Here is an 11,401-nt window from a genome sequence, read left to right as displayed (position 1 = left end):
ATTTTAACAACGCTTAGTTTTGATGAACGCTAACCAGTTCTGCTGTTTGAGCAGCGAGTTCACGTGCTTGGTCAGTTGTTTCAGCACGTGCTGTTGCAACGCCCATACGGCGACGTGTAAAGCCTTCTGGCTTACCAAAAATGCGTAAATCAGTATTTGGGTTTGCCAAAGCAAGATTTAAGCCAGAAAAAGATAAGTTGTTTGCATCTACACCCGCATAAATTACGGCACTGGCTGCAACACTATGACGTGCCGTATTTACAGGTAAACCTAAGATCGCACGCGCATGAAGTTCAAATTCACTTTGGAACTGAGAAGCAAGCGTTACAAGACCTGTGTCATGTGGGCGTGGTGATACTTCACTAAACCACACTTTATCGCCTTTGACAAAGAGTTCTACACCGAAAATACCACAGCCACCCAATGCGATGGTAACTTTATTGGCAATACGCTTTGCTTCATCGAGGGCCACTGGTGACATAGCTTGAGGTTGCCAGCTTTCTACATAATCACCCGCATCTTGGCGGTGACCAATTGGGTCACAGTACGACGTTTCAATTTCACCTGTTTCAGGGTTTTTAGAGCGAACTGTTAATAGAGTGATTTCAAAATCAAAATCAATTTGCGATTCTACAATCACAGTCCCTTGGTTTACACGACCACCTGTTTGCGCATATTCCCATGCAGCATCTACTTCTGCGAACTCTTTTACGCGGGATTGACCTTTACCAGAAGATGACATGACAGGTTTAACAAAGTTTGGATAACCAATGTCATCACATGCTGCACGGAACGACTCTAAGGTGTTGGCAAAGCGATAAGCAGAAGTGGGCAAACCCAGTTCTTCAGCAGCTAAACGACGGATGCCTTCACGGTTCATGGTGAGGTTTACTGCTTTTGCAGATGGAATGACTGTGGCAATATTTTCTTGTTCGATTTCAACCAATACTTGGGTTGCAATGGCTTCAATTTCAGGAACAATCAGGTTCGGCTTAATGTCTTCAATAAGTTGTTTCAGCGCTGTCGCATCTGCCATATTTAAGGTGTGGGCATAGTGTGCCACTTGCATTGCAGGAGCATGATCGTAACGGTCAGCAGCATGAACTTCTACACCTAAGCGTTGTAGAGAAATTACAACTTCTTTCCCTAGCTCTCCAGAACCCAGTAGCAGGACTTTAAATGCTGAAGACTGAAGTGGGGTACCAATAGTAACGCTCATGTAAATCATCCATGCTTGATTTTATGGGCTTTTAGAATAGCAGAACTCTTAAAGGTGTTCAGGGTTCATTCACATAAATTAATGATATTGTCCAACAATTTTTTTTATAAAGCGATTGTGTTTACATACGTGCATTTGAAGTAGCAAAATCGTACTTCTGAGAATTGCTCAACCAAATTCAAAATGCCACGAAAAATGCATTCTAAAATTGATACTTTTAGCCGTTTTGTAAATTGAGTTTAGGTCAAGTTAAGTTTTAGGGGGGAACAGATAGTTAAAAAACTACAGGAATATAGGTATATACCACGCCGTAGCTGAGTGCTGCGGTCAGTGTAGCAGGGACAATTTGCTTAAATTTGAAATAAAGCCCAGCCAAGACGATGAAGCCGACTAACATGGCAAAACTTTTATTGGGTGCATCCAACAGTGGTGGCAAAGTTGCAACCACAAGCATCGAACTAATTGCTGAAATACCAATTGAACCCAATGCAATCTTCAACCATAAAGCACCGCGCTTTTGTGAACCTTGTTGAAGCTTTTGAATGACGAAGAATGGCCCAAAGCGTGAAGCAAAGTTTGCAATACCCACTAAAATGCCGACCAAGATAATTTCGATATTCATGTTTGATCTCCACTATGTTCGGGGTCTGGTTTTTTCAGTATATAGTGCTTAAACAAGCCAGCAAAAATACCTGAACTGATGCCAATAAAAATGGCAGCAGATAAGTCAATAAAGTAACAGGCAATCGCAGATACCAGAATAGTCACAGCGACCACGAAAGTGTGCCTCTTTTCAAATGCCGCCAATAAGAAACTTAAGAACAGTGCAGGCAATAAAAAGTCTAAAGCGGCTTGTAAGAACTGGGGTAAATGGCTGACTTGGTCTGCAAACATTCCACCTAGAAAAGAACCTGTCGCCCATGCGAGCCAACTGAATAGGCTTAAACCCAGCATCCAAGACTCAGACCATTCTTGGCGACGCTGTGACAACTTGATCATGCCTGAAGCAAAGACTTCGTCGGTTAATCCCCATGACCAAATAGCAGTTTTCTTTAGGTTCAGTTTATCTTGAATTAGGTTCTGTAGCGCAGGGCCGTAGAGTAAGTGACGAATATCTAGGGCAATGACAGTGAGGGCAGTCATCCAAATAGATGTACCACTACCGAGCAGTGCAACGACTAAAAACTGACTAGCACCTGCATACATTGAGCAGGATAAAAATAAAGCCTCCCATGCACTAAAGCCAAACTGGGTTGCAGATACACCAAAGGCAAAAGAAACAGGTAGATAGGTAAAGATAATCGCTTGGCTATCCTTAGCCCCTTGCCAAAAGCCAGCAGCTTGTGCAGGAGTGGGATTAAGTTCGGACACAACACACCTTGAAGAAGACTTTATCACTAGGTCAAAATTGATTGTGTATTGTAACTGAATTCACTAGCATAGTGCCGAATTGTTTGTTGAGGCGTTTAACCATGTTGAAGCTCGAATTACGTACTTTAGGGCTGGCTGCTATTATTGTGAGCAGTTTACTTTTGCAAGCTTGTGGACAGTCAGAGCAAGCTCCTGAACAAAAAGTAGAAATTAAGGCTGCGCCAAAAATTACCAATGACGCAACAGAATATGCACAGCGTGCTTGGGCATTTATTAATGAAGTCGATAGTTTGGTCTATCACAAACAACTGGATCAAATCGAGACTAAAGTACGACAACCTGCACGTAAGCTCAGTACAGAGTGGCGTATTAATGTCAAAATGACCGACTCCGTGACTGAAGGAAAGTATGCGTTATGCCGAAAGGCGTTGACGAGTTTGGATGTCTGGGCGCGAGCAACTTTAGAGAAAGATAGGCAGATCATAAAAGCGCAACACGAATATGAGCGTGACAAAGTTCAGTGTAAGGATGCCATTGATCATCCAAATTTAGGTAACACGAAAGCCAATAACAATATTTTTTAGTTTGAATAAAAAAGGCGAAAATAATTTCGCCTTTTTTAAATGATTACGATGAATTACGATTTTAAGGTGCTATTTGAAACAGCTTTTGCATCTTTATTTTTTACGTCTTTGCTCACTTGATTCTTTGTTTCGCTTTTTACTTTTGCCTGATTAGAGCTTTTTGATTTTGTATTGGTTTCAGCATTCACTTTGGTTGCTGTCGCAGTTTTTACATTTTCCACAGTACCTTTAGATTTAGCAGTGGCTGTTTTATTGGTAGTCGTCGTTTTATCTTTCATTTTTGTAGTTTCGGCTTTTACTTCGGATGTTTTTGCTTTTTGAGCTACGCCATTCACTGCTACACAAGAACCCCCTTTGTGATTTGGGCCTGTTCCACCAGTTAAAGTTGTACCTTTAGGGCAGGCAAATGCTGATGCGCTTAGTACTGAGAAAAGTCCTGCTGTGAGAAGTGTTGTGATTTTTTTCATCGTATTCATCTTTTATGTCATAGGCATTCGCGCCTAACTGAAATATAAAGATATTTAATGTAAACGGAAATATGTAAATTGTATGTTTAATTATGAATTTTGGCTCCTTAAGTGAATATGAATCATAAAAAATATTGTTTTCAAACAATGCGAGTGGAGAGAGGAGATCTTAAGTTTATTTTCAAAATTACATTGTTGCGTGTGCTAGCGTATGAAGTCTTGGAAGATTAAGAATTTCAATTTTTTTAAACGATATTTTCAAAATCCCTTGTTGTTCTAGTTGATGTAATTCTTGGTTAATGGTTTGCCTTGAACACATTAACATTTGAGCTAGCTGTTCTTGAGAAAGATGTATCATATGGTTTTCAATATGCACATGGTTGCCATAGCCATTCAAAATAAAAAGCAAGCGTTGAGCCAACCTTTGGCTAATATTTTGACTTTGGATAGCGATCAATTCCAAAAATGCGAGACGTAACTTTTGCGAACTAAGCTGCGCAATATGAAACCAAAATTGCGGATGTGTGTGGAGTAAGTCTTCAATGGCAGTGTTGGAAATTTTTAGAATGGTACTTTTTTCAACAGCAATTGCATGATGGGAGCGAGGTTGTTGATCAATTAATGAAATTTCTCCAAACCACATGATAGGCTCAGCAATTGCCGCAATTGACTCATTTCCTTCAATATCAATATAGCCTAAGCGGATTTTCCCATGAAGGACGGCATAGATTCCGTCGAAAGCATCGCCATGATGAAACACGGCCTGATCACGTTCTATATGCACTTGTGTAGCGTACTGTGAAATGAAATCTTGAAATAAAATAGGTAGTTGGGAATACCAAATGTTATTTTTTAAAATGTGGAGTTCAGCTTCCTTAAGCACATTCAATCCTTATGATGAATCTTAAAAATTTCCATATTTGTAATTGTCACTTAGCCGACAACTTAGGTCGAGTTTTTTTTATATATTGAATAAAAGTATTTTACAAGGACGATTAAAATGTCAAAGCTTGAGCAGTTACTTAGCCAATATGCGGCTTACCATCTCGATCATAAGAATATTATGACCCACTTTGTGGGTATTCCCCTGATTGTGTTTTCAATTATGTGCTTAACCGCAAGAGCAGGCTGGGCTGTGGGTGGTTTTGAAATCACTTTGGCGATGGTTTTGATTTTAGCGAGTATTGTTTACTACCTGAGCTTAGACCGAATTTTTGGTCTGATCATGCTGGTGATCTATGCCATGGCTTATCCATTGGCGTATAAAATTGCGCAATTTGATTTGGGTCTTTGGTTAAGTTTAAGTATTGGTATTTTTGTGGTGGGTTGGGTGTTTCAGTTCGTTGGACATTTTTATGAAAAGAAAAAACCAGCGTTTATGGACGATGTAATTGGCCTTGCCATTGGTCCATTATTTGTTTTGGCTGAAATGGTGTTTATGCTTGGTTTTAGAAAAGATATCGAGCAACGGATGCTAGATGCAGCGCGTAAACAACGTGCGACAATGGACAATAAGCATGTCTCTGTGATATCACCTTAATAAAATCAGTTTAAAAAGCCAGTGAATTTCACTGGCTTTTTTATGCTGTTTTAAGATGTCTTCGAGACTTTATGTGTATCTGGCTGAACTTTGGATGCATTCGGGCTTGGAGCATGAGAATCTTTATGGGATTTATGGGTCATATCATTGGCTTTCATTGAATCATGTTTCACCATTTTATCTTGCTTTATGGCTGGATCATGTTTAGCCATTTTATCTTGCTTTGCTACTTTCTCTTGTTTCATGCCATGATCATGCTTTGCCATGTTCATGGTCGGGACACACTTACCACCTTTATGATTTGCACCTGTGCCACCTGATAGCGTTGTGCCTTGAGGGCATGCAAATGCTGTTGCACTAAGGGTGGTGAATAAACCTGCTGCAATAAATGTGCTGATCTTTTTCATTTTCGTTTGTTCAATGAGGGCATTAGTGCCTGTGATTAAATTAGCGATAATACAAAAGAATAGAAGTTATAATATTGTGTGAGATCCAAATGGATCAGGTGTTTATATGTTATTTAATGCTGTTTTTAAGCTTGGTTTAAGCTTATAAAAAAACCCGATTGGTATCGGGTTTTTTTATATTCGAAATGGCTTATACGTTAAAGCGGAAGTGTAGAACATCACCGTCTTGAACGATGTAGGTTTTACCTTCTAAACGCCATTTGCCTGCTTCTTTCGCGCCTGCTTCACCGTTGTATTGAACAAAGTCATTATAAGCAACACATTCAGCACGGATAAAACCTTTTTCGAAGTCAGTGTGGATCACACCTGCCGCTTGTGGTGCAGTTGCACCCACTTTAACGGTCCAAGCACGAACTTCTTGTACACCCGCCGTGAAGTAAGTCTGTAAACCCAAAAGACCGTAACCTGCACGAATCACCACGTTCAAACCTGGTTCTTCCATGCCTAAAGCTTCGAGGAACTCAGCACGATCTTCATCTTCAAGTAGTGAAATTTCAGCTTCGATTTGGTTGCAAAGCGGAACGACGATTGCATTTTCTTCAGCTGCAAGTTTTTTCACAGCATCTAAATGCGGATTATTTTCAAAACCATCTTCTGCAACGTTCGCAATATACATGGTTGGTTTTAAAGTCATTAAACCAAAGCCACGAACCAATTTACGTTCGTCGTCGTCTAGGTCAGCAGCACGAGCAGGTTTACCTTCATCAAGTAAAGGTAAAATTTTGTCTAAAACCGCTTTGGTTGCAAGCGCTTCTTTATCGCCACCTTTTGCAGATTTTGCTAAACGAGTCACAGCTTTTGTCACAGTTTCTAAGTCAGCAAGTGCAAGTTCCGTGTTGATGGTTGCAATGTCATCAAGCGGGTCAATTTTACCGTTAACGTGAATGACGTTTTCATCTTCAAAACAACGCACAACGTGAGCAATTGCATCCGTTTCACGAATGTTTGCAAGGAATTGGTTCCCCAAGCCTTCGCCTTTAGATGCGCCCGCAACTAAACCTGCAATATCTACAAATTCCATCGTCGTTGGAATTACGCGTTGAGGTTTTACAATTGCGGTAAGTTTGTCTAAACGTGGATCTGGCACAGGAACGATGCCTGTGTTCGGTTCAATTGTACAGAATGGGAAGTTTTCAGCAGCAATAGCAGCTTTAGTCAATGCATTGAAAAGTGTAGATTTACCAACGTTCGGCAAGCCGACAATACCGCAATTAAAACCCATGAAATAACTCACAACGTGTTATATAAAAATTGCCAGTGATTTTACATGAAAGCCATGACAAAGTCAGGTCTCAGGGCAGAAGAATCAAAGTTGTAAATCATGTTGCGGGCAGAACGTCCTCATTTAAGCCCTATATACGAGCCTTTTAAGCCTTTTCTTTTAATAAAGAAACTAGATTTAACAGATCTGTTGCATGTAGATCATTGTCTATGCAAGGACTAGAGTCTTTCAATTGAGCTGCACCATACTCAAAGGGGCGTTCAATATAAGCCGTCAGAAGTCCACAGCCACGTGCTACAGCAAGGTCATCTTGATGGGTAGCCACCATCATCACTTGATTGGGTGCAACATTAAGTAAGTCTGCGACACCTAAATAGGTTTTAGGAGAAGGTTTGTAGGCTTTAAAGTTTTCAGCAGAGAAAATAGTGTCCCAAGGCAATTTTGCATACTTTGCTAAATCGACCAATAAACGGATGTTGCCATTTGAAAGGGTACAAATAATATAATCTTGTTTTAATTGATTAAGCGCTACGACTGTATCTGGCCAAGGGTTGAGACGATGCCAAATAAAGTTTAAATCGCTTTTTTGAGCTTCGCTCAGTGTGGAGATTTGATATTTCACTAAAAGCTCATCCAAAATGAGGCGGTGAATATCATCAATGGAAGTCCACGGCTGCTGACCCAACAAAACCTGATCCATTGCAGGTCGATAGCCTGCACGCCAGTCTAATGCAAATTGGTTGGCATTGATGTTCAAGGCTAGGCGTTCCACTTCTTGGACGATTGAAGAATGCCAGTCCACGACAGTTCCAAAGATGTCGAAAGCGAGTACTTTAATTTTAGAGGAATGACTCATCTTAGGGGGATTATTCTTATTTAGGCTTGAGGATACGTTATAGCTTATACATGTCTATCTGTATATTGAGAGCCATATTTTTCTATATGAATTTGAAAGAAAAACCGTGTTGATTCAGTTGGTCAGAATGCTGTGATAAATCAAAAGCGATAGCAATTATAAGTAGGTAGTGAACTTGATATTGAACCCCTTCTTAGAAAAAGGAGGGGTTAAAAACTTAAGTGGGGGTAGAGTGCTCTACTTAATATGGGAGATGTGATTAAACTTTTCTCTTATCGAGTTGATTTGCCAGATTGTCTCCAATTGCTTGTACACACATCACCAAAATCACGAGCACAACAATCACGGCCAACATGATCTGCATATCAAAACGCTGATAACCATAGCGATAGGCGATATCACCTAAACCACCTGCACCAATGGCGCCTGCAATGGCAGAGGAGTTAATCATGGTCACAATGGTCACGGTAAAACCCGCGACAATTCCGGGTAGCGCTTCAGGTAACAACACATGCCAAATGATTTGAGTACGGTTACAGCCGATCGCTTGTGCAGCCTCAATCAACCCTTGATCTACTTCGCGTAAACTGACTTCTGCAATTCGTGCAAAAAAGGGGGTTGCCGCCAAAGTTAAAGGGACAACTGCTGCCCAAACGCCATAACTGGTGCCTACAATCCAACGTGTGAGAGGAATGAGTGCCACCATCAATATAAGGAAGGGAACAGAACGAGTGATGTTTACCAACCAGCCTAAGCTATGGTTGATACTTTTAGAGGGATAAATGCCATGCTCAGAGGTACTGACGAGAACCACTGCCATTGGCAAACCAATGAGTAAGGCAAAAAATGCAGATGCGCCAACCATGATTAAGGTGTCGATAGTACCTGTCAGTAATAAATCAATGAGTTGGTCGTGCATAGCCAAGTACCTCTACATGTGTCACATGCGCTTTTAGTTTTTGTAGTAGTGATTGAATTTCTAAGCCCTGTGTGGGAACAGCAATAACCAATGTTCCAATTAAATGGTTTTGGATGGTGTCGACCTGACTTTGATACAAATGCACAGTTTGTGGAAAGTACTCCAAAATCTGTTTTAAGTCAGGTGGATGATGCGCATCTGAAGTCGAGCGAATTTTGAAAATGGCATGTGTATCGAGCTGCGTGGGTTCCGCATTTAAGCGAAAAGGCAAATCGAGTTGTTCTAGATTCAGTAGTTCTTGGGTAATGCCTTGTTGGGGTTGAGAGAACACCGACCAAACTTCACCTGATTCCACAATTTCACCGCCATCAATGACCACGACCTGATCGCAGATTTCCCGAATCACCTGCATTTCATGGGTAATCAATACAATGGTGATACCCAACTTCTGATTGATCTCTTTGAGCAAGGACAACACCACAGAGGTGCTTTCTGGATCGAGTGCAGATGTTGCTTCATCACAGAGTAAAATTTCAGGATGGTGAACCAATGCACGGGCAATGCCGACACGCTGTTTTTGACCGCCAGACAGTTGTGATGGGTAATGCTGAACCTTATCGTTCAGCCCAACCAACTGTAAAACTTCATTGACTCGTTGTTCGATGTCTTGTTTGGGATAATTGGCAACGATGAGGGGCAGTGCGACATTTTCATAGACTGTTTTGGCAGACATTAAATTAAAATGTTGGAAAATCATGCCAATGCGTTGGCGGAGCTGAATTAATTCAGCATGACTCAATGTTGCCAAGTCTTGCTGATGGATATGAATATGACCTTCATTAATACGTTCTAAACCATTTAAGGTGCGGAGTAGGGAAGATTTACCTGCGCCACTTTTGCCAATAATGCCAAACACTTTCCCTGTCGGGATGTCGAGGTCAATATTTTTGAGTGCATGTACACTATGCCCTTGTACTGCATAGTGTTTGTTTAAATTACGAATTTTGATATGTGGAATGGAAAAATCCACATGAGAACCAAAGCTGACCATTCTTTTTCTCCTTATTTCCAGCCTTCAAACCACAGACCTTGGCCAAAATCACGGTCTAAAATTTCTTGAACATGTTTTGAGTTTTGGAATGCTTGCACAAAAGTCGCAAGTTTTTGGTTTTGGTCTGGATAGTCTTTACGTGTCACAAATAAAATGGCGTATTTCTTGTCTATCGGATCAAGAAAAAGGGCATGATGCGGATCTGTGACTTTGGCCATTTTTAAATAATGCGGGAAGCCAAAAATTAAATCGGCATCATTAAATGCATGGGCAGTTCGTGGGCCTTCTACTTCAATAAACTGAAGTTGTTTAGGATTGCTCACAATATCTTTTACGGTAGACAATTCATTGTTGATATCTTTGAGCTGAATCAAACCTGCACGATGCAGTAAAATCAGTGCACGCGCCGAATTCACAGGGTCATTGGGAATAACCACACGGGCTTGAGTGGGTAGTGCATCTAAGGACTGATATTTTTTAGAATATAGTCCGACATGACTTCCTGTTCCTGTGGCGAATGCATGCAGGTCATAATTTGTTTCGCGAATAGCATTGCGTAGAAAGACGCTTTGCTGAAAAAAGTTGGCATCAATGTCACCATTTTGCACAGCAACATTTGGTGCATGCCAGTCCGAGAATTCAACCAGTTTGACCTGAATACCTTGCTTTTTTACATCATCTGCCACGCTTTGCAGCAGTTCGGCATAAGGTGGGCTAATGCCAATCGTTAAGACATCATCCTGCGCATGGCTTTTGCTATAGCGGTAACCCGCTAGAGCAAAAATTGCCACGATGACACTCAAGCCAATCAGCCATTTTTTTCGATTTTGAGTGAAAGATTGCGTCATGGCCTATACTCACTTCCAACCTGGGAACCAAAGTTTTTCGCCAATTTCATTATTCAAAGTCTGTTTAACTTTGTCTGATGTTTGATAAATCTTGATGAACTTTTCAAGTTGCGCGGCTTTCTCTGGATGTTTCTGTTGGTAGTCGTCACGCACCACAAATAAAATCGAATACAGGGTATTGGTGTTGTCATCTAAGATCAGCGCATCATTTGGGTCAATGGTTTTTGCAAGACGTAAATAATGTGGATAGCTAAAGACCAAGTCAGCATCATCAACGGCACGCGCAGTTTGTGGACCTTCAACTTCAATAAACTGAAGACTTTTAGGATTGCTCACAATATCTTGCAGATTCGATAGATGATTGTTTGGGTCTTTTAAGCTAATCAATTTAGCCTGTTGTAACAGTAAAAGCGCACGGCCTTGGTTGACTGGATCATTTGGAATAACTGTACGTGCATTTTCAGGAATCGCATCAATCGAGTCATATTTTTTTGAATATAAACCGACGTGTGTGGTGACGCCTTTACCCAATGCTTTTAGTTTAAATTGAGTTTCTTTGATAGCGTTATCTAAGAAGGGTTGATGCTGGAAATAGTTGGCATCAATATCACCATGGTTGAGCGTGATATTTGGAGTGTTCCAATCTGAGAATTCCACCAGTTTGACGTTGATGCCTTGCTGTTTCGCTTCTTCTACAGCCACTTTTAACGGATTTGCAAAGGGTGGGCTGATCCCAATCACCAGTTCAGTGTTACTCGATTTTTTATGATAAGACCAAGCCACTAGTGCGATGACGATAGCGGCGACAATTACCCCAATAATGGTAAATTTTGTTTTTGCAGTTTGAGCCATGATAT

14 protein-coding genes are annotated in these 11,401 nt (G+C 40.8%); 2 read left to right on the top strand and 12 right to left on the bottom strand.

The genetic code is table 11. The features are described 5' to 3' along the window. Window positions 1–13: 13 nt before the first annotated feature. From purT to ACZ8ZH_RS10010, 3 genes are all read right to left on the bottom strand, one after another. Complete coding sequence (purT, locus tag ACZ8ZH_RS10020) at window positions 14–1,228, bottom strand: formate-dependent phosphoribosylglycinamide formyltransferase (protein WP_171405800.1); 1,215 nt, start codon at window positions 1,226–1,228, stop codon at window positions 14–16. 265 nt (window positions 1,229–1,493) lie between these two features. Further along, window positions 1,494–1,841: an L-valine transporter subunit YgaH gene (gene ygaH / locus ACZ8ZH_RS10015; protein ID WP_119063836.1), complete on the bottom strand. Its 348-nt coding sequence runs from the start codon at window positions 1,839–1,841 to the stop codon at window positions 1,494–1,496. Further along, on the bottom strand, window positions 1,838–2,590 hold the full coding sequence (locus tag ACZ8ZH_RS10010) for an AzlC family ABC transporter permease (RefSeq protein ID WP_119063837.1): 753 nt from the start codon (window positions 2,588–2,590) through the stop codon (window positions 1,838–1,840). Before ACZ8ZH_RS10010 ends, ygaH begins: the two co-directional genes overlap by 4 nt. Before the next feature lie 101 nt (window positions 2,591–2,691). On the opposite strand from ACZ8ZH_RS10010, the gene ACZ8ZH_RS10005 reads away from it, so the two are divergent. Then, window positions 2,692–3,174 (top strand): hypothetical protein, encoded by a 483-nt coding sequence (locus ACZ8ZH_RS10005; protein ID WP_086209331.1) that lies wholly within the window; start codon window positions 2,692–2,694, stop codon window positions 3,172–3,174. A 53-nt stretch (window positions 3,175–3,227) separates the two neighbouring features. On the opposite strand, the gene ACZ8ZH_RS10000 is transcribed toward ACZ8ZH_RS10005, so the two are convergent. Further along, window positions 3,228–3,650 carry a hypothetical protein gene (locus ACZ8ZH_RS10000; RefSeq protein ID WP_470247668.1) on the bottom strand — a complete coding sequence of 141 codons (423 nt, stop codon included), beginning with the start codon at window positions 3,648–3,650 and terminating at the stop codon, window positions 3,228–3,230. A 178-nt stretch (window positions 3,651–3,828) separates the two neighbouring features. Further along, window positions 3,829–4,524: a Crp/Fnr family transcriptional regulator gene (locus tag ACZ8ZH_RS09995; RefSeq protein WP_110974885.1), complete on the bottom strand. Its 696-nt coding sequence runs from the start codon at window positions 4,522–4,524 to the stop codon at window positions 3,829–3,831. 117 nt (window positions 4,525–4,641) lie between these two features. Between ACZ8ZH_RS09995 and ACZ8ZH_RS09990 the strand changes: the two genes are divergently transcribed. Beyond that, the gene (locus tag ACZ8ZH_RS09990; RefSeq protein WP_086209329.1) at window positions 4,642–5,181 is read left to right on the top strand and encodes an Mpo1 family 2-hydroxy fatty acid dioxygenase; all 540 of its coding nucleotides are present in this window, start codon (window positions 4,642–4,644) and stop codon (window positions 5,179–5,181) included. 50 nt (window positions 5,182–5,231) lie between these two features. Here ACZ8ZH_RS09990 and ACZ8ZH_RS09985 read toward each other — a convergent pair whose 3' ends face one another. From ACZ8ZH_RS09985 to ACZ8ZH_RS09955, 7 genes are all read right to left on the bottom strand, one after another. Then, on the bottom strand, window positions 5,232–5,588 hold the full coding sequence (locus tag ACZ8ZH_RS09985; protein WP_470247667.1) for a hypothetical protein: 357 nt from the start codon (window positions 5,586–5,588) through the stop codon (window positions 5,232–5,234). A 190-nt stretch (window positions 5,589–5,778) separates the two neighbouring features. Further along, window positions 5,779–6,870: a redox-regulated ATPase YchF gene (ychF, locus tag ACZ8ZH_RS09980; RefSeq protein ID WP_004693442.1), complete on the bottom strand. Its 1,092-nt coding sequence runs from the start codon at window positions 6,868–6,870 to the stop codon at window positions 5,779–5,781. 145 nt (window positions 6,871–7,015) lie between these two features. Beyond that, window positions 7,016–7,726, bottom strand: coding sequence for a haloacid dehalogenase type II (locus ACZ8ZH_RS09975; protein ID WP_119063841.1), 711 nt, complete (start codon window positions 7,724–7,726; stop codon window positions 7,016–7,018). Between the two features lie 259 nt (window positions 7,727–7,985). Beyond that, window positions 7,986–8,645, bottom strand: coding sequence for a methionine ABC transporter permease (locus ACZ8ZH_RS09970; protein WP_004693438.1), 660 nt, complete (start codon window positions 8,643–8,645; stop codon window positions 7,986–7,988). Then, a complete protein-coding gene (locus tag ACZ8ZH_RS09965) occupies window positions 8,626–9,696 on the bottom strand; it encodes a methionine ABC transporter ATP-binding protein (protein WP_119063842.1) in 1,071 nt (356 codons plus the stop codon). The genes ACZ8ZH_RS09970 and ACZ8ZH_RS09965 overlap by 20 nt, the downstream gene beginning before the upstream one ends. 11 nt (window positions 9,697–9,707) lie before the next feature. Beyond that, a complete protein-coding gene (locus tag ACZ8ZH_RS09960; RefSeq protein WP_119063843.1) occupies window positions 9,708–10,544 on the bottom strand; it encodes a MetQ/NlpA family ABC transporter substrate-binding protein in 837 nt (278 codons plus the stop codon). A gap of 9 nt (window positions 10,545–10,553) precedes the next feature. Then, entirely contained in the window at window positions 10,554–11,396 is an 843-nt protein-coding gene (locus tag ACZ8ZH_RS09955) for a MetQ/NlpA family ABC transporter substrate-binding protein (protein WP_119063844.1), read from the bottom strand. Between the last annotated feature and the right edge of the window lie 5 nt (window positions 11,397–11,401).

Source organism: Acinetobacter sp. SW-226 (assembly GCF_055632855.1).
Note: the sequence above shows the minus strand (reverse complement) of the source record. Positions and strands in the feature narration are given on the sequence as shown.

Bases quoted from the DNA above. Each gene is read 5' to 3' on its own strand.
- purT (WP_171405800.1), bottom strand. From the start codon at position 1,228: ATGATTTACATGAGCGTTACTATTGGTACCCCACTTCAGTCTTCAGCA.
- ygaH (WP_119063836.1), bottom strand. From the start codon at position 1,841: ATGAATATCGAAATTATCTTGGTCGGCATTTTAGTGGGTATTGCAAAC.
- ACZ8ZH_RS10005 (WP_086209331.1), top strand. From the start codon at position 2,692: ATGTTGAAGCTCGAATTACGTACTTTAGGGCTGGCTGCTATTATTGTG.
- ACZ8ZH_RS10000 (WP_470247668.1), bottom strand. From the start codon at position 3,650: ATGAATACGATGAAAAAAATCACAACACTTCTCACAGCAGGACTTTTC.
- ACZ8ZH_RS09990 (WP_086209329.1), top strand. From the start codon at position 4,642: ATGTCAAAGCTTGAGCAGTTACTTAGCCAATATGCGGCTTACCATCTC.
- ACZ8ZH_RS09985 (WP_470247667.1), bottom strand. From the start codon at position 5,588: ATGAAAAAGATCAGCACATTTATTGCAGCAGGTTTATTCACCACCCTT.
- ychF (WP_004693442.1), bottom strand. From the start codon at position 6,870: ATGGGTTTTAATTGCGGTATTGTCGGCTTGCCGAACGTTGGTAAATCT.
- ACZ8ZH_RS09975 (WP_119063841.1), bottom strand. From the start codon at position 7,726: ATGAGTCATTCCTCTAAAATTAAAGTACTCGCTTTCGACATCTTTGGA.
- ACZ8ZH_RS09970 (WP_004693438.1), bottom strand. From the start codon at position 8,645: ATGCACGACCAACTCATTGATTTATTACTGACAGGTACTATCGACACC.
- ACZ8ZH_RS09965 (WP_119063842.1), bottom strand. From the start codon at position 9,696: ATGGTCAGCTTTGGTTCTCATGTGGATTTTTCCATTCCACATATCAAA.
- ACZ8ZH_RS09960 (WP_119063843.1), bottom strand. From the start codon at position 10,544: ATGACGCAATCTTTCACTCAAAATCGAAAAAAATGGCTGATTGGCTTG.
- ACZ8ZH_RS09955 (WP_119063844.1), bottom strand. From the start codon at position 11,396: ATGGCTCAAACTGCAAAAACAAAATTTACCATTATTGGGGTAATTGTC.